The sequence below is a fragment of the Streptomyces sp. SLBN-31 genome (assembly GCF_006715395.1).
Classification (GTDB): Bacteria; Actinomycetota; Actinomycetes; order Streptomycetales; family Streptomycetaceae; genus Streptomyces.
In genome coordinates this window covers 1218341-1240024 of record NZ_VFNC01000003.1, presented here as the reverse complement: position 1 = coordinate 1240024, position 21684 = coordinate 1218341, and the positions used below count along the sequence as shown (strand labels likewise).

The 21684-nt window shown below is 70.3% G+C and carries 20 protein-coding genes; 10 read left to right on the top strand and 10 right to left on the bottom strand.

Annotated elements, in window-relative coordinates:
- Positions 1–123: 123 nt before the first annotated feature.
- Positions 124–525, top strand: coding sequence for a helix-turn-helix domain-containing protein (locus FBY22_RS43370; RefSeq protein WP_142154406.1), 402 nt, complete (start codon positions 124–126; stop codon positions 523–525).
- A 43-nt stretch (positions 526–568) separates the two neighbouring features.
- Here the strand turns inward: FBY22_RS43370 and FBY22_RS43365 are convergent, their stop codons facing one another.
- The 3 genes from FBY22_RS43365 to FBY22_RS43355 all read right to left on the bottom strand — a co-directional run bounded on the left by FBY22_RS43365 (position 569) and on the right by FBY22_RS43355 (position 3925).
- Positions 569–1771, bottom strand: a complete 1203-nt coding sequence (locus FBY22_RS43365; RefSeq protein WP_142154404.1) for an HTTM domain-containing protein — start codon at positions 1769–1771, stop codon at positions 569–571.
- Positions 1761–2450, bottom strand: coding sequence for a DUF5819 family protein (locus FBY22_RS43360; RefSeq protein ID WP_260845399.1), 690 nt, complete (start codon positions 2448–2450; stop codon positions 1761–1763). Before FBY22_RS43360 ends, FBY22_RS43365 begins: the two co-directional genes overlap by 11 nt.
- A gap of 182 nt (positions 2451–2632) precedes the next feature.
- A complete protein-coding gene (locus FBY22_RS43355; RefSeq protein WP_142154403.1) occupies positions 2633–3925 on the bottom strand; it encodes an ice-binding family protein in 1293 nt (430 codons plus the stop codon).
- A gap of 366 nt (positions 3926–4291) precedes the next feature.
- On the opposite strand from FBY22_RS43355, the gene FBY22_RS43350 reads away from it, so the two are divergent.
- Positions 4292–4894 (top strand): DUF5753 domain-containing protein, encoded by a 603-nt coding sequence (locus tag FBY22_RS43350; protein ID WP_142154401.1) that lies wholly within the window; start codon positions 4292–4294, stop codon positions 4892–4894.
- A 125-nt stretch (positions 4895–5019) separates the two neighbouring features.
- Here FBY22_RS43350 and FBY22_RS43345 read toward each other — a convergent pair whose 3' ends face one another.
- Together FBY22_RS43345 and FBY22_RS43340 are read right to left on the bottom strand one after the other, a co-directional pair.
- The gene (locus FBY22_RS43345) at positions 5020–5493 is read right to left on the bottom strand and encodes a MarR family winged helix-turn-helix transcriptional regulator (protein ID WP_142154399.1); all 474 of its coding nucleotides are present in this window, start codon (positions 5491–5493) and stop codon (positions 5020–5022) included.
- A gap of 91 nt (positions 5494–5584) precedes the next feature.
- On the bottom strand, positions 5585–6052 hold the full coding sequence (locus tag FBY22_RS43340; RefSeq protein ID WP_142154398.1) for a hypothetical protein: 468 nt from the start codon (positions 6050–6052) through the stop codon (positions 5585–5587).
- Between the two features lie 100 nt (positions 6053–6152).
- Between FBY22_RS43340 and FBY22_RS43335 the strand changes: the two genes are divergently transcribed.
- The 4 genes from FBY22_RS43335 to FBY22_RS43325 are packed head-to-tail and all read left to right on the top strand — an operon-like array spanning position 6153 to position 8738.
- Entirely contained in the window at positions 6153–6491 is a 339-nt protein-coding gene (locus tag FBY22_RS43335) for a YnfA family protein (protein ID WP_142154396.1), read from the top strand.
- Between the two features lie 53 nt (positions 6492–6544).
- Positions 6545–7321 carry an SDR family NAD(P)-dependent oxidoreductase gene (locus FBY22_RS43330; protein ID WP_142154394.1) on the top strand — a complete coding sequence of 259 codons (777 nt, stop codon included), beginning with the start codon at positions 6545–6547 and terminating at the stop codon, positions 7319–7321.
- On the top strand, positions 7318–7458 hold the full coding sequence (locus FBY22_RS44390) for a hypothetical protein (RefSeq protein WP_174267438.1): 141 nt from the start codon (positions 7318–7320) through the stop codon (positions 7456–7458). The genes FBY22_RS43330 and FBY22_RS44390 overlap by 4 nt, the downstream gene beginning before the upstream one ends.
- 17 nt (positions 7459–7475) lie before the next feature.
- Entirely contained in the window at positions 7476–8738 is a 1263-nt protein-coding gene (locus FBY22_RS43325; protein ID WP_142154392.1) for a tyrosine-protein phosphatase, read from the top strand.
- 1 nt (position 8739) lies between these two features.
- Here FBY22_RS43325 and FBY22_RS43320 read toward each other — a convergent pair whose 3' ends face one another.
- Positions 8740–9933 (bottom strand): RtcB family protein, encoded by a 1194-nt coding sequence (locus tag FBY22_RS43320; RefSeq protein WP_142154390.1) that lies wholly within the window; start codon positions 9931–9933, stop codon positions 8740–8742.
- A gap of 204 nt (positions 9934–10137) precedes the next feature.
- On the opposite strand from FBY22_RS43320, the gene FBY22_RS43315 reads away from it, so the two are divergent.
- From FBY22_RS43315 to FBY22_RS43305, 3 genes are all read left to right on the top strand, one after another.
- Entirely contained in the window at positions 10138–10968 is an 831-nt protein-coding gene (locus FBY22_RS43315; protein ID WP_142154388.1) for a DUF3558 domain-containing protein, read from the top strand.
- A gap of 135 nt (positions 10969–11103) precedes the next feature.
- A complete protein-coding gene (locus FBY22_RS43310; protein ID WP_260845398.1) occupies positions 11104–12009 on the top strand; it encodes a DUF3558 domain-containing protein in 906 nt (301 codons plus the stop codon).
- Between the two features lie 156 nt (positions 12010–12165).
- Positions 12166–13476: a DUF2637 domain-containing protein gene (locus tag FBY22_RS43305; RefSeq protein ID WP_142154383.1), complete on the top strand. Its 1311-nt coding sequence runs from the start codon at positions 12166–12168 to the stop codon at positions 13474–13476.
- A gap of 62 nt (positions 13477–13538) precedes the next feature.
- On the opposite strand, the gene lysS is transcribed toward FBY22_RS43305, so the two are convergent.
- On the bottom strand, positions 13539–15281 hold the full coding sequence (gene lysS / locus FBY22_RS43300; protein ID WP_142154381.1) for a lysine--tRNA ligase: 1743 nt from the start codon (positions 15279–15281) through the stop codon (positions 13539–13541).
- Positions 15282–15408: 127 nt separating this feature from the next.
- Here lysS and argS point away from each other — a divergent pair, with 127 nt between their 5' ends.
- Positions 15409–17169, top strand: a complete 1761-nt coding sequence (gene argS / locus FBY22_RS43295; protein ID WP_142154379.1) for an arginine--tRNA ligase — start codon at positions 15409–15411, stop codon at positions 17167–17169.
- Between the two features lie 9 nt (positions 17170–17178).
- On the opposite strand, the gene FBY22_RS43290 is transcribed toward argS, so the two are convergent.
- The 3 genes from FBY22_RS43290 to FBY22_RS43280 form a co-directional block, all read right to left on the bottom strand.
- Positions 17179–19209, bottom strand: coding sequence for a serine/threonine-protein kinase (locus tag FBY22_RS43290; RefSeq protein ID WP_142154377.1), 2031 nt, complete (start codon positions 19207–19209; stop codon positions 17179–17181).
- A 54-nt stretch (positions 19210–19263) separates the two neighbouring features.
- Positions 19264–21195 carry a P-loop ATPase, Sll1717 family gene (locus FBY22_RS43285; protein WP_142154375.1) on the bottom strand — a complete coding sequence of 644 codons (1932 nt, stop codon included), beginning with the start codon at positions 21193–21195 and terminating at the stop codon, positions 19264–19266.
- Positions 21196–21267: 72 nt separating this feature from the next.
- Positions 21268–21669, bottom strand: coding sequence for an ATP-binding protein (locus tag FBY22_RS43280; protein WP_142154373.1), 402 nt, complete (start codon positions 21667–21669; stop codon positions 21268–21270).
- Positions 21670–21684: the final 15 nt, after the last annotated feature.

Genomic DNA, 21684 nt, shown 5'->3' with positions numbered 1-21684 from the left:
TCAACTCTCCCCTGTTGATGGGTATTTGCGTTGCTTTCTTTCCGACAGCGACAACCCTAGGAAGAGGCACTATCCTTTCGGAAGTAGTTACCTGAGAGTGCCTATGTCCCCCGGAGGGAAGCCATGGCGACCACGACCGCAGCCCAGCGGCGCGAGCAGGCACGCGTCGAGTACGACGCCTTCATCAAGGCCTGCCCCACCAACGAGCTGCTCGGCCGCCTCAGCGACAAGTGGGTCAGCCTGGTCGTCGCGGCCCTCTCCCGCGGCCCCATGCGCTACAGCGACCTCAGCCGCAAGATCGCCGGGGTCAGCCCCAAGATGCTCACCCAGACCCTGCGCACCCTCGAACGCGACGGCATCCTCTCCCGGACCGTCACCCCGTCGGTCCCGGTCCGCGTCGACTACGAACTCACCCAGCTGGGCGGCAGCCTCGCCCTCCTGCTGACCGCCGTGAAGGACTGGGCGGAGACCCACATCGAGGAAGTCCACGAGGCCCGGGGCCGCTACGACACGCAGAACGCCTAGCGGCGCCCGGAGGTCGGGAGTTGCCGGGCGCTGATCCCCTCCCCTACTCCCGCCCCTGTTCCGCCACCTGTTCCGGCACCTTCGGGCTCGACGGCGCCGGATCACGGCGGCCGTCCGCCGGACGAGGCACGGTCGCGAGCCCGGACACCCGCCCGGGTGCCGGTGCCGGCAGGTCGTCACGCCGGGCCGCGCGCCGCAGGAGGTGCGCCAGGAACAGGTAGAAGCGGTCGGGAAGGAACACGGCGTCCGCGATGATCATCGTGGCCGAGAACAGCGGCAGCCCCAGGACCACCGCGATGGCGAGGTGCATGCCCAGCAGTGCGGCGAGAACGGGGTACTTGAGCCTGCCGAAGAGCACGAACGGGAAAGCGACCTGGGTGAGCACGGTCAGGTAGCCGACGACCGCCAGCACGAGCGGGTACTGGTCCACGACATGGGACAGCTCGGGCCATGGCCGGAAGAGGTCGAGGTTCAGCACGTAGTGGAGAGCGGTCCCGTCGTCCCAGAAGGATCCCTGGACCTTGTAGAGGCCGGCCGATCCGTACAGGAAGCAGACCTGCGCCGCGATGACGAAGACGCCGCAGTTGTGCACCACCGTGGCCAACGTGCGCCGCGCTTCCCTGAGCTGCTGAGCGGCGCGGCCCCCCGCCCGCCGCGGCGCGCCGTCCGCACGTGCCGCCCTGATCCGCTCTCGGCGCGCGTCGAGGGACCAGCGGCGACCGCACGCGGTGAGTACGAGGTAGAGGGCCATGAGCAGGACGAGGTTGTCGCCCCCGTCCGTCATGAAGATCGCTCTGGCGTGGAAGGAGGCGACCACTGCGGCGAAGAGCACGGACGTGGCCCGGGTCCGCCAGCCCATCATGAACAGCGTGGACGTCACGAGGGCCAGCGCGTAGCACAGCTCGAAGTACACGCGGCTGTCCGACAGGATCAGGAAGCTGTACCAGCCCGTCTGGTCGAAGAGCTGTGCGGCCAACGCGGGGGTCCACGGGGAGTCGGGGCCCCAGATCTCGTCGCGGTGCGGGAACTCGCGCAGGAGGAAGACCAGGTAGAGCAGCCCGTAACCGATGCGCAGTACCGCCGTGGCGTACAGGGACACCGGCCGGCCGGTGACGAGTGCCCAGAAGGCGTCGGCCCGGGTCAGGAGCCAACGGTGGACCGGGCCCGGGGCCCAGGCTCTGCGGCCCGCGGACCGATCCGGTGCGACCGCCGGGGCGGGGATTTCGCGGATTCGCTCATCTCCCATGAGGGCTCACCTTCCACCAGGGCAGGAGCCGGTTCTCCACCGGCGTCGGCGGCCGGTGCCCGGTCGCCGTACCGGGCGCGGCGATGGGCAGAGTGATGACCCGCAGCTGGATGAACTCGAACGGGCCGCGGTGCTGACCGGCGACGCGGTCGGCGGTGATGTTGGCCAGGTACTTCTGCATCATCACGGCCCGGGACGAGCGTGCCGTGTCGTCCTCGCCGTGCGTGTCGACGTAGGAGGCCCAGGCACGGCGCAGCAGGTTCTGAGCGGTGTGACTCGGAAACGGATCGTGCTCGACGGCGGCGCGGTCCAGGGCGGTCAGGTCGATCCACCGGCTGACCCGCGTCGAGCCGTCGGACGCCGTGTGCGCGGTTCTCGCCAGAACCTGCCGGTTGACGTTGTCGGGGTTGGGGGCGAAGAGCCGCCAGTTCTGTTCGAAGAGGGGATACACCCAGGCGTCGACCTGCCGGCTGTACCGCTTGGAGACGGGGTTGGGCGGCGCCACGTGCAGAAAGACGGCACCGACATGGACCAGCGCCGTCGCCAGACACAGGAGGACGGCGGCGTGCAGCCCCGCTCTCAGGGGCGCGGCAGCCGCAGGCTGCCTGCCGGGTGGAGCCGCGTCGTCCTGCCGCTCCCCGGGAAGCGGACCGGCATCGGACCGCCCGGTTTCCGTCACGCGCGCTGAATCAATTCCGCTCGACACCGCCCACCTTGCTTTCTCGTATCCGCTGTCCGGCGTCTGAGGTCTCTGTGGACCGGCACCGGCGGCGCGCGGCGGAATCCAGAGGATTCCGCCGCGCGCCGCCATTCGGTGCGGAGATCTCTCACCGCTGTGCGGAGATCTCTCACGGCTGCCGACTAGCCTTCGTGGCCTTCCTTGACGTCCTGGCCCTCGGGCTTCGGAGCGTTGCCGTAGCCGTAGCCGTAGCCGCCGTAGCCACCTTGGCCTTTGTGCTCCTCGGGCTTACCGGCGTAGCCGTGGCCGTTGTGCTCTTCGGGCTTGCCGCCTTGGCCGTGGCCGTTGTGCTCCTCGGGCTTACCGCCTTGGCCGTGGCCCGGCTTGCCGTGCGCACCCTGGTGCTCATGGCCCGGCCCGCCGTGGTGGCCAGGGCCGCCATGGCCCGGGCCGCCGGGTTGGCCACCCTGCTGACCTGCGACGTTTCCGGCGGTGTTGCCCGCCGTGTTCCCGGAGGTGACGTTGTTCCCCGCGGTGTTGCCCGAGGTGTTTCCGACGGTGCCGCCACCGGTCGTGACGCTGGCGATGGGGCCGCCCAGGAGACCACCGCTGACCAGGCCTCCACCGGTCACCCCGAGGGTGGTGCCGGTCGTCGTTCCGGTCGTGGTGCCGGTCGTGGTGCCGGTCGTGGTGCCGGTCGTGGTGCCGGTCGTCGTGCCACCGGTCGTACCGGTCGAGCACGAGTTGAGGAAGATCCTGTTGGTGTCGAGGGTCACGGCGCCATTGCGGGCCAGCGCACGGCCCTCGATGTTCGTCCCCGTGGTCACGTGGATGTCCGTCAGCGCCATGATGGTGCCGACGAAGGTGGAGTTGGTGCCCAGCGTGGCCGAACTACCGATCTGCCAGTACACGTTGCACGGCGACGCGCCGTTCGTCAGGAGCACTCGGCTGGAGGAAGCCGTCGTCAGGGCTGCCGGAATCTGGAACACCCAGACGGAGTTCGGGTTTCCACCGGCGTCCAGGATCAGGTCGCCGGTGAGTCCGACACCGGAGGAAGCGGTGTAGACGCCCGGGAGCAGCGTGGTGCCGTTGCCGATTCCCGCCGCGAGTGCGAAGTCCGTCGCCTGGCCGGCGGCGTTGTTGTACGCCGTGACCAGGTCGGACTTGGCCTGGAGCGCGACGGCGTCGGCGGCGTGCACGGCGCCGAGCACCTGGCCGGGCGGGAAACCGGTGATGGCCGGGTTCGGGTGCGTCCCGAGGTCGTGGCTGATGACCGTGGCACCGGTGTTGGTGACTCCCGCACCTGCCAGAACCGAGAAGCTCGCAGCGGTGGCCAGCGGTACGGGGGTGGCGATGGCGAGTGCCTGCGAGGGGGTCAGGACGACCATCGCGGCGGCAACCGTTGCGGCGAGAGCCGAGGCCAGCAGGCCCGGCAAGGTGCGGGGGCGAGCCCGCTGAGGGATCTTCAGCTTCATCGAGAAGAGGCCATTTTCTGTGGGGGCCGCGGCAAACCGGGCCTAATCAATCGCCCGGGGAGCCTTGATCTGGTCGTGCATATTACGGAGTAATCGTCAGGCGGCAACGAAAAACGGCGAAGAGTCTAAATCCCGAGAATTAAGCCCTCGAATGCGCGGTGAATATTTAGAAATTACTATTTCCGGCTTTCCGAGGTCCGCCCACCCGGAGGTGGACAGAGAAGCGGAAATGACAACGTCACAGTCCGTTTCGCCGATCCCGCGCCACGACGGCATGGCGCATGATCAACGAGCCATGTCCCGTGGGAGCCTTCGGACTTGACACGGGTGACGTGGTGACGTGGAACCGGAGGTACACACCGCGAGATGGCGGCGGACATCAATCCCACAGTGAGGCGACGTCGTCTGGGCGCCGAACTGCGCAGGCTCCGCAAGGACAGCGGGCTGACGAGCTCGCAGGCGGCCGAACGGCCCTCGGTAACGGTCGAGCAGGCCACCAGACACCTCAAGGTGCGCCTGCGCCGTCAGCACCGGATCTACGATCCGGCCTCCCCGCTGCGTCTGTGGGTCGTCCTGGACGAATCGGCACTGCACCGTGTCGTCGGCAGTCCCGAGATCATGCGCGAGCAGTTGGAGCACCTCAACGCACTCGCCGCCGAGCCTCACATCACCGTGCGGGTACTCCCGTACGCGGCGGGCGCCCACCCGGGACTCGCGGGACAGTTCTCCCTCCTGCGCTTCGCCGACGGCCCCCAGACAGAGGTCGTGTACCTGAAGCGCTTCACCAGCGACCTCCACCTGGAAAGAGAATCGGACCTGCAGCGCTTCGGCATGATGTACGACCGCCTCCAGGCCGGGGCCCTCAGCCCCGACGGCACCCGCGACCTCATCACCCGAGCCGTGAAGTGCCACATCGACGCGGCGTCGGGCCCCCGAGCCCACGAGGCAGGACGTCAGGGCCCTTCGTGACACCCGGGCGCCACGACTCGCTCGGCCGGGACCCCGGCCGCCGCGGTGGACGTGACGCTCGCCGGCCGGGCAAAAGGCCAGAGGGCCAAAGGGCCAGAAGACCAGAGGGTCAGAGGGCCAAATGGCTAGACGGCGCCGGTGCGCAGGCGCGCCACCTGGCGGCCGCTGAAGTCCGCCGTCCGCCTCATGTGCCCGACGATCACCTCGAGCTGGGTGTCGTCCAGGTCGTCGAAGAGGGCGAACCAGCCGCCGCTGAGCCGCTGCCACATCCGCCCGAACTCGGCGACCTTCTCCGGCACGGTCGCCACCAGCACCTTGCGCCGGTCGGCCGCGTCCCGCTCCCGGACGACGTACCCCGCCTTCTCCAGCCGGTCCACCAGCCGCGTCGCCGACCCGGTCGTCAGCCCCGTCAGCTCGGCGATCCGGCCCGTCGTCACCGGCGCGCCCTCCAGCGTGAGCAGATTCAGGCACTGCAGGTCGGTCGGGTGCAGACCGATGTGGTCGGCGACGGCCTGGTTGAACAGAGCGTACGAGGCCATGTAGCGCCGCGAGATGGTGGACAGCTCGTCCAGCAGCCGCTCCCGTGCCGTTTCCGTCATGCCTCGCTCCTTCGTCCGTCTGCGCCGCACAGAAAGCGTACGGCGCAGACACCGCCCGCGGTCGGCGTGCGGCGGCCGTCGGGCCGGCGGTCTAGAAGTAGTACTCGTCGCCCGTGTCCAGCACCAGCACCCGCTGCCGGTCGTTTTGCGGGTTGTGGTCGACCGTGCCACCGCTCCACACCGTGTCCAGCACCAGCAGCACCTCCGACGGCGCCTCCCGCAGCCGTACCCGCAGAGCCATCTGCTCCCCCAGGCCGTCCGCCGGCAGCGCCCCCACCCGGCACAGCACCACCCGCGGCCCCGACCGCGCACAGCCCTCCGGCAGCTCCTGCCGGTCCGCCAGCGCGGCCGACCAGCGCAGCCGCACCGTCACGTCCGGCGCGTCCGACGGCCCGTGGTTGCGCGGCGTGAACCGCACGCCGACCGTGCCGTCCGCCATGGACACGGCACCGTGATAGGCGAGATCGGCCTCAGGCCCGCCCGCCCCGACGGCACCGGCCGGAACCGCCGCCCCACAGACCGCCGCCAGCACCGCGAACCCCGCGAGAACCTTCCGCATACCCACTCCTCACTCCACCGTGGTCCTACGCATGTATCCCCCGCGAGACGCGGCGCAGGCGCCGTCCATCAGGTGACAGCGGGCATGCGAGGCTGCCCGCATGCTCGTCGTCCGCTCCGCCGCCCTGTTCGTCCTCGCCGCCCTGCTGGAGATCGGCGGCGCCTGGCTGATCTGGCAGGGCCTGCGCGAACACCGCGGCTGGCTGTGGATCACCGGCGGCGTCCTCGCCCTCGGCGCCTACGGCTTCGTCGCCACCTTCCAGCCCGACGCCCACTTCGGCCGCGTCCTCGCCGCGTACGGAGGCGTCTTCGTGGCCGGGTCGATCCTGTGGGGCGTGATCGCGGACGGCTACCGGCCCGACCGGTGGGACATCACCGGGGCGCTGATCTGCCTGGCCGGAATGGCCGTCATCATGTGGGCGCCGCGGAACGGCGGCTGACCCTCACCTACGCTGGACGGCAGCCGACCGCAGACCGACCCCAGGAGCCCCGCATGGCCACCGCACCGTCCGCCGCCTCCCGCATCGCCGTCGTGACCGGTGCGAGCAGCGGAATCGGCGCCGCCACGGCCCGGCAGCTCGCCGCGGCCGGCTACCGCGTCGTCCTCACCGCCCGCCGGGAGGACCGCATCGAGGCGCTGGCCAAGGAGATCAACGAGGCGGGCCACCAGGCCACCGCGTACCGGCTGGACGTCACCGACCGCGCGGCCGTCGACGAGTTCGCCACAGCGTTCAAGACCATCGGCGTCCTGGTCAACAACGCCGGCGGCGCCCTCGGCGCCGACCCCGTCGCCACCGGCGACCCCGCCGACTGGCGCACCATGTACGAGACGAACGTCATCGGCACCCTCAACCTCACCCAGGCCCTCCTGCCCAAGCTGATCGCGAGCGGCGACGGCACGGTGGTCGTGGTCTCCTCGACGGCCGGCCATGGCACCTACGAGGGCGGCGGCGGCTACGTCGCCGCCAAGCACGGCGCCCACGTCCTCGCCGAGACCCTGCGCCTGGAGATCGTCGGACAGCCCGTCCGCGTGATCGAGATCGCGCCCGGCATGGTCAGGACGGACGAGTTCGCCCTCACCCGCTTCGGCGGCGACGCGCAGAAGGCGGCGAAGGTCTACGAGGGCGTCGCCGAACCCCTGACCGCCGACGACGTGGCGCAGACCATCGCCTGGGCGGTGACCCGCCCCTCCCACGTCAACGTCGACCTCCTGGTGCTGCGCCCCCGCGCCCAGGCATCGAACACCAAGGTCCACCGGGAGTCACAGTGACCGACGACGCCGAGCGGCAGCGCCTCGCCCTGGAGAAGAAACGCGAACGCTACGTCTGGTACTACCTCGGGTACTTCCTCTTCGGCATCCACATCGTGGCGTTCGTGATGATCTACGCCGTGCTGCACGCGAAGTAGGCATAGAGTCACAGCCCGTGGACCGACACATACCTTTCGAGGCGCTGCACAACTTCCGCGACCTGGGCGGCTATGCGACGCCCGACGGCCACCGCGTCCGCCCCGGCCGCCTGTACCGCGCGGACTCCCTGGGCAAGCTCGCGGAAGGCACCGGGGACTGGACGCGCTTCCTGGCCCTCGGCGTCGGCACGGTGATCGACCTGCGCCACCCCTGGGAGATCGAGCGCCGGGGCCGCGTCCCGGCCCACCCCTCCCTCACCTACCACAACCTCAGCATCGAGCACCGCCCGTACGACCAGGCGGCGTTGGCCGCGGACGTCGACCCGGGCCCGTACCTGGCCGAGCGCTACATGGAGGTCGCCGGGGACGGGGTCAAGGAGATCCGCCGGGCCCTGGAAGTGGTGACGGAGGCGGCCGAGTCCGGCACGCCCCTGGTCTTCCACTGCGCCTCCGGCAAGGACCGCACCGGCCAACTGGCCGCACTCGTCCTGGGATTGCTGGGCATCCCCGACGACACCGTCGTCGAGGACTTCAGCCTCACCGAACTGGCGGCACCGGCACTGCTGGCGGACTGGCGGGCGCGGGAGGGCCGCGATCCGAACTGGCTGGGCTTCGGACGGGCGCCGCAAGGGGTGATGCGCCTGTTCCTGGCGGCCCTGAGACAGCGTTACGGCAGCCTCGACGCCTACGTCACGCAGGCCCTGTCCCTCGACGCCGAGGCCCTGCGCGCCACCCTCCGCACCCACCTCCTGGAACCCGGCCCGACCAGTTGGCCGCCCCTGACCTACCGCAGGGCGACCCCGGCCGACGCCACCACGCTGGTCCGCCTGCGCGACACGGCGGCCCTGTGGCAGCTGGCCCGCGGCATCGACCAGTGGAAGCCGGGCGAGAAGGACGAGACCCACTTCACCACCCGCATGAACGAGGGCGAGGTCTGGCTGGCCCACTCCGGCGGCCACCTGGCGGGCGCCTGGGAGCTGTGGTGGAACGACGAGGCGGCCTGGGGCCCCCGCCCCGCCGACGCCGGCTACATCCACCGCCTGATGACCACCCCGCACACGGCCCCACCGGGCACGGGCGGCCGCATGCTGGCGGAGGCGGAATCCCGCATCGCCGCAACGGGCCGCCCCTACGCCCGCCTGGACTGCCTCTCCACCAACCCCCGGCTCCGCGCGTACTACGAGTCGGCGGGCTACCGGGTGGTCGGAGAACAACCGGCCAAGACGGACGGCTCCGGCAGCCCGTACGCGGTGACCCTGCTGGAGAAGCGGCTGAGCTGACTCAGCCCTTCACACAGACGAACTGCTTCAGCTTCGCCACGACCTCGACCAGGTCCCGCTGCTGGTCGATGACCTGCTCGATCGGCTTGTAGGCACCCGGGATCTCGTCGACGACGCCGGAGTCCTTGCGGCACTCCACGCCCCGCGTCTGCTCCTCCAGATCCTTCGTCGAGAACCGGCGCTTGGCGGCGTTGCGGCTCATGCGCCGACCCGCGCCGTGGGACGCCGAGTTGAAGGCCTTCTCGTTGCCGAGGCCCTTCACGATGTACGACCCCGTGCCCATGGAGCCGGGGATGATCCCGTACTCGCCGGAGCCCGCGCGGATTGCGCCCTTGCGGGTGACGAGCAGATCCATGCCCTCGTAGCGCTCCTCGGCGACGTAGTTGTGGTGGGCGCTGATCTCGGGCTCGAACGTCGGCTTCGCCTTGCGGAACTCCTTGCGGATCACGTCCTTCAGGAGCGCCATCATGATCGTGCGGTTGTACTTCGCGTACTCCTGCGCCCAGAACAGGTCGTGGCGGTACGCCGCCATCTGCGGGGTGTCCGCGACGAAGACGGCGAGATCGCGGTCGACCAGGCCCTGGTTGTGCGGGAGCTTCTGGGCCACGCCGATGTGGTGCTCGGCGAGTTCCTTGCCGATGTTGCGCGAACCGGAGTGGAGCATCAGCCACACAGAGCCTGCCGTATCGGTGCATACCTCCACAAAGTGGTTGCCCGCTCCCAGGGTGCCCATCTGCTTCTCCGCCCGCTCATGACGGAACTTCACCGCCTCCGCCACCCCGCCGAAGCGCCCCCAGAAGTCGTCCCACCCGGCGGTGGCGAAGCCGTGCATGCGGGAGGGGTCGACCGGGTCGTCGTGCATGCCGCGGCCCACCGGGATGGCCTGCTCGATCTTCGAGCGGAGCCGCGACAGGTCGCCGGGAAGGTCGTTCGCCGTCAGCGACGTCTTCACCGCCGACATCCCGCACCCGATGTCCACCCCCACCGCCGCGGGACACACCGCCCCCCGCATCGCGATGACGGAGCCGACCGTCGCGCCCTTTCCGTAGTGGACGTCCGGCATCACCGCCAGGCCCTTGATCCACGGCAGGGTCGCGACGTTGCGCAGCTGCTGCAGGGCGACGTCCTCGACCGACGCCGGGTCGGTCCACAAGCGGATGGGAACCTTGGCGCCCGGTATCTCCACGTACGACATAACGTCCTCTTCCCCCGAAAACATGACAGAAGTTCTGAATCGCAAAAGCCTCGCCATGATCAACGAAAGGGACATCGGACCGGCGTCGGCGGTGTTGCGTGCGATACACATTGTCTGCAGGGGGCGCCCCTGCGCGGCAAGCGAATAACCAGCGGGGACACTGGTAGTGATCGCCCGGACCCCACCGTCGAAGGGAGCCCGACCGTGCAGCGGAAGGCCTACGTAACCGGCGTCGCCGCGCTGCTCGCGGCGCTGTTGGCCGGCTGCACCGGCGGCTCCGGCGACACCGGAAGCACCGACGACGCGAACCCGGGCAGCGCCGGCACGGCGACCGCGGTGGCCCAGCCGGGCAAGTACGACACGCTGCCGGAGCCGTGCGCCGCGCCCGGCCACAGCACGCTCGACTCGCTGCTGCCGGGCATCAAGCAGATCACGGACACCGAGCAGCGGGACAAGGCGTACGAGGGCGAGGCGACGCTCACGTACGACACCGACCGCAAGGCGGGCTGCCGTTGGAAGGTGGAGTCGGCCGACGCCACCGACCATCTCTTCGTCGACCTCGAGCGGGTGGTGTCGTACGACAACGCGGTGAGCGACGACGCCCAGGCGCAGGAGCTGTTCGCGAAGAAGCAGGAGGCGGCGGACCTTCCCGAGCCGTCGGCGTCGGCCGACGCCTCGGCGACCGCGGACTTCAGCAGCTCCCCCACCGCCTCGGCCAGCGCGTCGCCGTCCTCGTCGTCCTCGCCGTCCTCGTCGTCCTCCGCCTCCGCGTCCTCGTCCGCGACCCCGAGCAGTCTCCTGCCGCGGACCCTGTCGGATCTCGGCGACGAGGCGTTCGTGAACGACGTGCTGAGCGGGTCCGGTTCGACGGTCCAGCAGCGCACGGTGACTGTGGCGTTCCGCACGTCCAACGTGATCGTGACCATCGAGTACGAGGAGCAGCCGGCCACGGTCGGCACGGTCCCGGACAGCAAGGAAATGCAGGACAGGGCCCGGAATCTGGCCTCCAAGCTGGCGGACGCCCTGGCGGGTTAGCCGGTGTTCGACGCTGCCTCGCACCTCTGCGCAAAGCCCGCGAAACAAAACCGCACAGGTTCCTCACCGCGTACCGTGGCCCCTCGGACCTGAACGCCGACCGCAGGAATCACGAGCGTCATGAGTGAAGGAACCATGCAGCGAGCAGCAGAGCGAGATCAGCGGAGCCAGCGAGCGAAGGGGCGTGGCCGCGTCCTTGTGTGCGCGGCGGCGGTGCCGGTGGTACTGCTGGTGGCCGGATGTTCCTCGGACTCCGGTTCCGGTGACAAGAGCGCCGACAAGGGGTCCTCGGGTGGTGACACCGCGGCGTCCGCGGGCGTGAGCGCGTCTCCGACCGTGCAGGCGGCCGCGTACGCGAAGTTGCCGGACTCGTGTGGGGTGTTGTCGAAGAAGACGTTGACCTCGCTGGTGCCGAAGGCGGCCAAGTCGGGCAAGAAGGGCACGTCGAGCGACGCGGGGACGCGAGCGAGCTGTTCCTGGAGCAGCCTGGACAACAACGGTGTGAAGGGCTCGCAGTTCCGTTGGCTGAACGTCTCGTTGCTGCGCTTCGAGTCGGACGCCGCGCGCGGTGAGGGCAACCAGCTGGCGCACGAGTACTTCACGAAGCAGGTCAAGGACGCCCAGGCGGTCGAGGGCGCGAAGAACGCCAAGTGGCAGACGGTCGCCGGGACGGGCGACGAGGCGACGCTGGTGCATTACGACCTGAAGAAGAAGGAGGGGTCCTTCAAGCAGCAGACGGTCGTGGCGCGGGTGGAGAACGTGGTCGTGACCGTCGACTACAACGGCGCGGGTCTGGCGGGTGAGAAGACCCCGGACCCGAAGGCCCTCGCGAAGCTCGCCGAGCAGGCGACGAAGGAGGCGGTGGCCTCGGTGTCGGCGGCGAACGGCGCCGGCGGCGCGGGTTCGGGCACGGGTGCGGGCACGGCGAGCCCTTCGCCGTCGAAGTCGGCGTCGAAGTCCCCGTCGCCGTCCGCGTCGGCCTCGAAGGCCGCGAAGTCGGCTTCGGCTTCTCCTTCCTCCTCAGCGTCGAAGAAGAGCTGACCGTCACATCAGGACGTCAACCAGCAGCTCAGACGCGCTGTACGACGGAGCCCGGTCCTCTGCGGGGGTCGGGCTCCTGCCGTACCGACCACACGTGCGGCGCACACATGTGCCACCCTGTTGCGCGCAACAACACGCAATGGGAGGGGAGTACGGGTGGCAGCGCCACTGCAGCTGACTCGGATGCACCGCGTTCTCATCGGCGTGGTCGTGACCGGCGCCGTGATCATCGCCGGCATCGGCTTCACCGGTTCGTACGCGGCCGTCCGCGAGTTGGCCCTCAAGAAGGGCTTCGGGAACTTCGCGTACGTGTTCCCGATCGGCATCGACGCCGGTATCTGCGTCCTGCTCGCCCTGGACCTCCTCCTGACCTGGATCCGCATTCCGTTCCCGCTGCTGCGCCAGACGGCGTGGCTGCTGACGGCGGCGACGATCGCGTTCAACGGCGCGGCCGCCTGGCCGGACCCGCTGGGCGTGGGTATGCACGGTGTGATCCCGGTGCTGTTCATCGTGGCGGTGGAGGCGGCCCGGCACGCGATCGGCCGGATCGCGGACATCACGGCGGACAAGCACATGGAGGGCGTCCGCCTGACCCGCTGGCTGCTCTCGCCGGTGCCGACGTTCCTTTTGTGGCGGCGGATGAAGCTGTGGGAGCTGCGCTCCTACGAGCAGGTGATCAAGCTGGAGCAGGAGCGGCTGGTGTACCGGGCGCGTCTGCACTCGCGGTTCGGCCGGGCCTGGCGCCGCAAGGCTCCGGTGGAGTCGCTGATGCCGTTGCGGCTGGCCCGGTACGGCGTTCCACTGGCGGAGACGGCTCCGGCGGGGCTGGCCGCGGCGGGCATCGAGCCTGTCCTGCTCCCGCCGGCGCCCCGGGTCGAGGCCCCTGCGGCCGCGGAAGGCCGTGCCGCCGTGGCGGCGCCGGTTCCGCAGCGCGCGGCGGGGCCGGGCGGGCAGCGCCAGGAACTGGCCGGGCCGCCCGTCGCCGAGCAGCCGCCCTTCGAGCCGGAGCCGGAGGTGAGTCCGTGGCTGCACGCGCGGCCTCCGCAGCAGATCGAGTATCACGGCGGCTACGACCCGACCTACGACCCCTCGGACCAGTACGCCCAGTGGTACGAGGAGCAGCAGCAGGCGGACCAGTACCGCGAGCAGTTCGAGGAGGAGCCCCCGCTGCCCGGCCAGGAGCCCTCTCCGGAGGAGACCGGCACCTTCCCGATCCCGGTGGGCCCGAACCGGACCCGCGAGCTGGGGGAGGGCGGCGGCACCCCGGAGCCGGCGGCGCCGACGGAGGAGGACTTCTACCTGGTCTTCAAGAAGTCGATAGACGGCAGCTATCCGACGGCCGGCCAGCTGCGCGGTGACGTCGAGGCGACGTACGGCGTCGCTCTGCCGCAGCGTGAGGCGGAGCGCATGGTCAACCGTTTCACCAACCGCCACACGGCGGAACTGCAGGAAGACCACATCGCCTAGGACACGCGAGAGGGGGCGTCCGGTGCCTGGCACCGGACGCCCCCTCTCGCGTGTGTCGCGGCCTACTCGCCGAGCAGGCGCCGCACCCGGTCCTGGCCGACCGCGAGCAGCAGCGTGGGCAGGCGCGGGCCGGTGTCCCGGCCGACCAGCAGGTGGTAGAGCAGGGCGAAGAAGGTCCGCTGGGCGGTCTTGATCTCCGCGGGCAGCTCCTTGGGCGTGGCGTCGGCCGGGAAGCCGGCCTGCACCTTGGGCACGCCGTAGACGAGGTGGGTGAGCCCGTCGAGCGACCAGTGCTCGGCGAGGCCGTCGAGCAGCAGCCGTACGGACTGCTGGGAGGCCTCGTCGAGGGACTTCAGCAGCTCGGCGTCCGGCTCCTCGCGCACGATGGTCCGCTGGTCGGCGGGGACGTGCGTGTTGATCCAGGCCTCGGCCTTGTCGTAGCGCGGCCGGGCCTCGTCGAGGGAGCCGAGCGGGTTGGCGGGGTCCAGGTCGCTCAGGATGCGCAGCGCCTGGTCCTCGTGTCCGGCGGTGATGTCGGCGACGGAGGCCAGGGTCCGGTACGGCAGGGGGCGCGGGGTCCTCGGCAGCTCGCCGGCGGCCGTGCCCACGGCACGGGCGTGCGCGGCGACGTCGGCCGGGAGGGCGGTGCCGTCGGCGACCTTGGCGTCCAGCTTGTCCCACTCGTCGTAGAGGCGCTGGATCTCCTGGTCGAAGGCGATCTTGAAGGACTGGTTGGGGCGGCGGCGGGCGTAGAGCCAGCGCAGCAGCTGCGGCTCCATGATCTTCAGGGCGTCGGCGGGGGTCGGCACTCCGCCCCGCGAGGAGGACATCTTCGCCATGCCGCTGATGCCCACGAAGGCGTACATGGGGCCGATGGGCTGCTTGCCGCCGAAGATCCCGACGATCTGTCCGCCGACCTGGAAGCTGGAGCCCGGCGAGGAGTGGTCGACACCGCTGGGCTCGAAGATGACGCCCTCGTACGCCCACCGCATCGGCCAGTCGACCTTCCAGACCAGCTTGCCGCGGTTGAACTCGTTCAGCCGGACGGTCTCGGAGAAGCCGCAGACGGTGCAGGAGTAGGTCAGTTCGGTGGTGTCGTCGTCGTACGAGGTGACCGTGGTGAGGTCCTTCTCGCAGTTGGCGCAGTACGGCTTGTACGGGAAGTACCCGGCGGAGCCGCCGCTGCCGTCGTCCTCGCCGGCCGCGCCGGAGCCCTCCGCGGCCTCCAGCTCGGCCTCGTCGACGGGCTTCTGCTGCTGCTTGGCGGGCGCCTTCTTCGTGCGGTACTGGTCGAGGATGGCGTCGATGTCGCCGCGGTGCCGCATGGCGTGCAGGATCTGGTCGCGGTACACGCCGGAGGTGTACTGCGCGGTCTGGCTGATCCCGTCGAACTCCACGCCGAGCTCGGCCAGCGACTCGGTCATCGCGGCCTTGAAGTGCTCGGCCCAGTTCGGGTACGCCGACCCCTTGGGCGCCGGGACGGAGGTCAGGGGCTTGCCGATGTGCTCGGCCCAGGCCTCCTCGTCGACCCCGGCGATGCCCTTGGGCACCTTGCGGTAGCGGTCGTAGTCGTCCCAGGAGATGAGGTGGCGCACCTGGTGCCCGCGGCGGCGGATCTCGTCGGCGACGAGGTGCGGGGTCATGACCTCGCGCAGGTTGCCGAGGTGGATGGGGCCGGAGGGGGAGAGTCCGGACGCGACGACGACCGGTTTGCCCGGGGCCCGACGCTCCGACTCCTCGATGACCTCATCCGCGAAACGGGAGACCCAGTCGGTGGTCTCGGTGCTCTGAGCCACGATCGGCACGTCCTTCTTTCTGAACGGGTGACGCTCCATTGTCACAGACGGTCGTGCGACCGGGAAAACCGCTTTACCCCCCATGGGATACTGGCTGGGTATATCCATTCCCACGAGGAGAACGGCACCCCTTCCTATGGCCTCGGTCACGTCCCTCAGCGACTCCGTCCAGCAGCAGCTCGCGTCCGCCCTCTCGGCCACCCTGCCGGAGGCCGCCGGTGCGGACCCGCTGCTGCGACGCAGTGACCGGGCCGACTTCCAGGCCAACGGCATCCTGGCGCTCGCCAAGAAGGCGAAGGCGAACCCGCGGGAGCTGGCGACGCAGGTCGTCTCCCGGGTGGCGACCGGCGACGAGCTGATCAAGGACGTCGAGGTGTCCGGCCCCGGCTTCCTGAACCTCACGATCGCCGACCGGGCGATCACCGAGAACCTCGCCGCCCGGTACGCGGACGGCGACCGGCTCGGTGTGCCGCTGAAGGAGAACGCGGGCATCACGGTCATCGACTACGCCCAGCCGAACGTGGCGAAGGAGATGCACGTCGGTCACCTGCGCTCCGCGGTCATCGGCGACGCGCTGCGCGGCATGCTCGACTTCACCGGCGAGAAGACGATCGGCCGGCATCACATCGGCGACTGGGGCACCCAGTTCGGCATGCTCATCCAGTACCTGTTCGAGAATCCCGGCGAGCTGGCCCCGGCGGCCGACGTCGACGGCGAGCAGGCGATGAGCAACCTCAACCGGGTGTACAAGGCCTCGCGTGCCGTCTTCGACGCGGACGAGGAGTTCAAGGAGCGGGCGAGGAAGCGGGTCGTCGCCCTGCAGTCCGGCGACAAGGAGACCCTGGAACTCTGGCAGCAGTTCGTGGACGAGTCGAAGGTCTACTTCTACTCCGTCTTCGAGAAGCTGGACATGGAGATCCGCGACGACGAGATCGTCGGCGAGTCTGCGTACAACGACGGCATGCCGGAGACCGCCCGCCTCCTGGAGGAGATGGGTGTCGCGGTGCGCTCCGAGGGCGCGCTCGTCGTGTTCTTCGACGACATCCGCGGCAAGGACGACCAGCCGGTGCCGCTGATCGTGCAGAAGGCGGACGGCGGCTTCGGCTACGCGGCCTCCGACCTGACGGCGATCCGCAACCGGGTGTCCGACCTGCACGCCACCTCGCTGATCTACGTCGTGGACGTACGCCAGTCGCTGCACTTCAAGATGGTCTTCGAGGCGGCCCGGCGGGCCGGCTGGCTGACCGACGACGTCACCGCGCACAACATGGGCTACGGCACGGTGCTCGGCGCGGACGGCAAGCCGTTCAAGACGCGTGAGGGTGAGACGGTCCGGCTGGAGGACCTGCTGGACGAGGCGGTGCAGCGGGCCGCCGAGGTCGTCCGGGAGAAGGCGCAGGACCTCACCGAGGACGAGATCCAGGAGCGGGCCGCGCAGGTCGGCATCGGCGCCGTGAAGTACGCGGACCTGTCCACGTCCCCCAACCGGGACTACAAGTTCGACCTGGACCAGATGGTCTCGCTGAACGGCGACACGTCCGTCTACCTCCAGTACGCGTACGCCCGTATCCAGTCGATCCTGCGCAAGGCGGGCGAGACGAAGCCGGCCGCGCACCCGGAGCTGGAACTGGCGTCGGCGGAGCGGGCGTTGGGTCTGCACCTGGACGCGTTCGGCGACACGGTCTTCGAGGCGGCGGCGGAGTACGCCCCGCACAAGCTGGCGGCGTACCTGTACCAACTGGCGTCCCACTACACGTCGTTCTACGACAAATGCCCGGTCCTCAAGGCCGAGACCCCGGCGCAGGTGGAGAACCGTCTGTTCCTGTGCGACATGACGGCCCGCACCCTGCACCAGGGCATGGCCCTGCTGGGCATCAGGACGCCCGAGCGGCTCTGACCTCTCGGATCAGGACTGGGACTGGGGGAGTTCAGGGGACGGCAACGTCTTCATGAGCTCCTCCAGCGCGGCGATCCGGGCCTCGGCGCGGCCCTTGGCCGTCGTCAACCGGTCGTAGTGCCGGTCGACCTGTTCGCGGTCGTACCCCTTGCGCACCACCGCGAAGAGGTCGGAGGCGGTGGGCGGCGCCTCGGATGCCGGTCGCCGGAAGAATTTCAGGTCGGCCTCGCCGCGGGCGGTGGCGATGTAGCGCAGAGCCTCGTCCCGCGCTGCCTCGACGGTGGCGGGCAGGCTGTAGTCGCTGGTCGTCGCCTCGACGTACCGGTCGGCGAACTGCTCCTCCAGCCAGGTGGCCTCGGACTCCGCACCGCGGCGTCCGACGATCAGCCGGAGAATGTGTTCGTCGACGATGTTGCGGTCGTAGCCCTGCCGCACCACCTTGAAACGGACGGGCTCGGCCGGTGCGTCCTGGCTTCGCGGCCGGGGTACGGCAGCGTCGTCGCTCGTGGCCAGGGCGAGGGACTGCGCGTCGGGCTCGATGTCGGGCCACTCGTCCTGCGCCTGCTGCACCTCGTCCACCGCGTGCGCGGGTCCGGTCTCGGCGTCGGCGCCGGTCTCGGGGAGGAGCCGCAGATAGGGCATCGATGCGGGGGGCGCGGGCCACTCGAACCACTCGGGCGCATCCGTCCCGGCCTCGGAACGTTCGACGGGTTCGGGCCGGGCGGGTGTAACTCCGTGAGCTTCTTCGCGCGCCGCCGCGAGGATCCGGTCGGCTTCGGCCCGGGCGTCGGCGACGATCCGCCGGGCGGCTGCGCCGGCCTCCGCGGCCTGCTCGCCCGCCCGCCGGTGACTGAGCAGGGCACGGGCGGCGGCGGCCATGCGGGCTCTGGCAGCCGTCGTCCTGGCCGCCTCGGTGATCCTCTCCGCCTCCGCACGGGCCTCGGCCAGGGTCCGCTCGCCCTCGGCCCGTGAGGTGTCGGCCAGCCGACGCGCTCGCGCCTCGGCGGCCTCCTGGCGTGCTGCCAGATCGTGTTCCGCACGCGCGCGCAGGCGGATGATCTCGTCCGTGGTCGCCGCCAGGAGACGGTCCGCCTTCAGCATGGCCGCCTTCAGCAGTCGCCCGGGGAGGGCCGCGTCCCGTCCGAGCTGGGCCGCGTCGAGGGTTTCGCCGCCGGACGACGTCAGCGCGTGCTCGACCAGGACCGTGACCAGCGTCTCGTGCACGGTCGCGGCGTCGGGCGGCCGCTCCTCGGGGCGCTTGGCGAGGAGGTTCAGGATGAGGTGGTTCAGGCGGTCCGGTATCCCGCCGACCCGTTCGGCGGGCGCGACCGGCGCCTCGTCGATCTGCATGCGCAGCACGGCCCACGGGGTCGCGCTGGTGAACGGCGGCGTGCCGGTGACCGCGTGGTAGAGGAGACAGCCCAGCGAGTACAGGTCGCTGCGATGATCGATCTCCCGGTCGCCCAGGGCCTGTTCCGGCGACATGTACATCGGGGAGCCCAACGGTTCGCCGGTGACCGTGAGTTCACGGGCCCCGATGGTCTCCCCCATGAACTTCGCCACCCCGAAGTCGAGGACCTTCACGGTCCCGTCGGGAGTGAGCAGGGCATTGGCGGGCTTGATGTCCCGGTGGACGACACCGTGGCCGTGCGCGGCCTCCAGCGCCAGGGTGATCTGCGCGGCCCAGCCGACGGCGAGCGGCCACGGCACGGGGACGATGTCTTTGAGCCGCCTCCCCAGGGAGACGCCCCGCACCAGCTCCATGACCAGGTAGAGGGTCCTGCGCCGGCCGTCGACCAGGACCTCACCCCAGTCGTGCACGGTGACGATGTTCTGGTGGGCGAGTCGGCCGGCCAGCTGCACCTCGCGCCGGAACCGGGCCTGTGTCTCGAATTCGCCCACGCCGTACTGCGGATGGACGACCTTGATGGCGACGTCCCGCCGCATCCGCTCGTCCTCGGCGGCCCAGACCTGCCCCATCCCGCCGGAGCCCAGCAGACCGGTGATCCGGAACCGCCCGGCGAGCACCTCGTTCAGCACCGGTCATCTCCCCCGTCGGCGACCTGGCTGGCAGTTTCCTTCCGAGTATGCGCCTCAGTACCCGTGCGAGTCCCCCGAGCTGCCGTACGACCCGCCCGCCGCCCGGCGCAACCGTCGTACCTCCTCCTCCACTCGGCGGGTGACGTCACCGATGCCGGTGCTCTCCTCCAGGCCCGTGGCGCGGAGTTGGGCGGCGAGGGTGGTGAAGTAGTGGGCCGCGGCGAGGAGGTGGTCGTCCACGTCGATGCCCACGGACGCGGCGGCGCCCGCGGGGATGCGGTCGACCTCGTCCAGGACACGGTTGATCTCGCGGGTGAGCTCGTCGCGGACGTCCTGTGTGAGCCCGACCGCCCGCCCCACCTGGGCGAGGATCGAGTGGCAGGAGCGCGCGAGCTGCATGAGGAGCCGGTCGTCGCGGTTGAGGGAGGACGAACCCGGCGTGCCGGGGCCGAGACTGCCCGTCGCGATGCGCGCGCCCGCGACCTGCGGTTCGTAGCGGCGCAGGTCGAAGGCGGTCGTCGCGCCGAGCGCGGCCCGGAAGCAGGGGTGGACCTGGAACTCCGTCTCGTGCGGCTGGACCGCCAGCCCGTCGTCTCCGGCGTACACCACGTCGTTGCCGCGCCGCACTCCGAGGAAGCCCACCCCGTACAGCACGTCGATGACTCCCTGGAGGGTCAGCGCGTTGGCGTAGGCGGGGAAGTCGTGGTGGAGCGTGTCGACGGCCGCCTCGAAACGGCGGGTGAGGGCCGCGCGTGTGACGACGTACCCGGTGTTCTGGAAGAGCGGGAACAGCTGGCGCAGGAAGGGGTGCGCGACCAGGTACTCCGAGGTCAGGTCCTTGAGCTTCCACTCGGAGAACTGCCGGCCCGCCAGCGTCACGTCCCCCTCGGTGATCCGCTCCCGCTCATGGTCCAGCCAGGCCTTCTCCTGGCACAGGTTGAGGAACTGGATGGCGTCGCGCGGCCGGGGCAGACAGCGGCCGAAGAGATGGGCGGTGATCTCCTCCCCGGCCACGGTCTGCGGGAACAGTTCCTTCCACAGCCGCTCCTCGGTCAGCTCCTCCCCCACGGAGGCCCGCGCCCGGGCCAACGCCAGGTCCCGCAGAGCCTGTTCGGTCCAGGCGATCCTCAGCTCGTCGCCGTGGAACTTGTCGCCCTCACCGAAGGACAGCGAGTCGTAGATGTCGGCGCGCAGGAACAGCAGGAACCGCACCGAACGGCCGTACAGGCCCGCCGCGTGCTTGGCCGCCAGCAGCAGCCCGATCACCATGGAGTTGCTGTCCGGCTCGGCCGACCACACCTGTTCCAACTGGTCGACCATGAGGAGGAACGGCGGGTGTACGACGCCGTCGCACCCCAGATCACCGAAAGCCGCGGCCACACCCTGCTCGACGATCTCCAACTGCCGTGCCGCACGCGCCCCTTCGGACGGGGACTGGGCGAGTTCCACGCCCGCCTTGATCCCGAAGGCCTCCAGGGACAGCGAGGTCTGCAACCCCCGGGCGCCCTGGGCCAGCCGCTCCACCAGACGGCCGCCGCCGGGCGCCTCGCCGTTCTGCTTGAGGAACCGCCCGAGCGCCTTCACCGAGTCGGCCTTGTGGCACCCCGGATGCGCGCCCTTGGCGTGGTCGACGAGATACCGGGCCGCGTGCACCGCGAACACGTACCGCCAGATCAACGCCTTGGCCGAATCCCCCGGCAACCCCTGCAGCTCGAACCGCCGGATCTCCTCCCCCGCGGCCTCGTCGGGTGTGACGAGCACCTTCCCGCCCGGGTGCCCGCCCTCGCCGTCGGACATCAGCCGCATGCAGATGGCGCTCTTCCCGGACCCCTTGCGCCCGATGATCAGCATCTTGTGCCCGCTGAGCGCACCCCGGTACGCGGCGTTCGACAGGAAGGCCCCGCGCAGCAGCAGCCCCTCGGTCACATCCCGCTCGGCGTCCTCCCGCCCGAAGCGCAACCGCGCGAGCACCGGCTGGTCGGCCATCTCGTCCCCCTAGGTCCTCCTGACCCCCACGGTATCGACAACCACCGACAGGGACGACGACCCGGCCGCGCGCTACGGCAACCCGAACTCGCACCACACCGCCTTGCCCAACTCCCGCTCCCGCACCCCCCACTTGTCGCTCAGCGCCGAGACCAGCAGCAGCCCACGGCCGCCCTCGTCCGCGTCGTGCACGACATGCGGCACGCCGGGCCCGCTGTCGTGCACCTCCACGACCAGCACCCGCCCCTCGTTCCGCAGCAGCAGCCTCAACTGGCGTCCCGGCGGCACCCCATGGATCACGGCGTTGGTCACCAGTTCGCTCACGCAGAGCAGTACGTCGTCGGCGCGGTCCGTCCCGGCGAGGTCCCAGCCGGTGAGGGTCTCGGCCGTGAACCGCCGCGCGGCCTGCACGGATCGGCGCTCGCGGCGCAGGAACCGCTCGCGCAGGCAGGGGAGTTGAGTCCTGTCGTTCACGAGACGAGAGTCGCG

Coding starts and splice junctions, on each gene's coding strand:
- FBY22_RS43310 (WP_260845398.1), top strand. CDS start 11,104: ATGCAGCGAGCAGCAGAGCGAGATCAGCGGAGCCAGCGAGCGAAGGGG.
- argS (WP_142154379.1), top strand. CDS start 15,409: ATGGCCTCGGTCACGTCCCTCAGCGACTCCGTCCAGCAGCAGCTCGCG.
- FBY22_RS43365 (WP_142154404.1), bottom strand. CDS start 1,771: ATGGGAGATGAGCGAATCCGCGAAATCCCCGCCCCGGCGGTCGCACCG.
- FBY22_RS43340 (WP_142154398.1), bottom strand. CDS start 6,052: ATGCGGAAGGTTCTCGCGGGGTTCGCGGTGCTGGCGGCGGTCTGTGGG.
- FBY22_RS43335 (WP_142154396.1), top strand. CDS start 6,153: ATGCTCGTCGTCCGCTCCGCCGCCCTGTTCGTCCTCGCCGCCCTGCTG.
- FBY22_RS43345 (WP_142154399.1), bottom strand. CDS start 5,493: ATGACGGAAACGGCACGGGAGCGGCTGCTGGACGAGCTGTCCACCATC.
- FBY22_RS43330 (WP_142154394.1), top strand. CDS start 6,545: ATGGCCACCGCACCGTCCGCCGCCTCCCGCATCGCCGTCGTGACCGGT.
- FBY22_RS43370 (WP_142154406.1), top strand. CDS start 124: ATGGCGACCACGACCGCAGCCCAGCGGCGCGAGCAGGCACGCGTCGAG.
- FBY22_RS43320 (WP_142154390.1), bottom strand. CDS start 9,933: ATGTCGTACGTGGAGATACCGGGCGCCAAGGTTCCCATCCGCTTGTGG.
- FBY22_RS43355 (WP_142154403.1), bottom strand. CDS start 3,925: ATGAAGCTGAAGATCCCTCAGCGGGCTCGCCCCCGCACCTTGCCGGGC.
- FBY22_RS43285 (WP_142154375.1), bottom strand. CDS start 21,195: ATGGCCGACCAGCCGGTGCTCGCGCGGTTGCGCTTCGGGCGGGAGGAC.
- FBY22_RS43350 (WP_142154401.1), top strand. CDS start 4,292: ATGGCGGCGGACATCAATCCCACAGTGAGGCGACGTCGTCTGGGCGCC.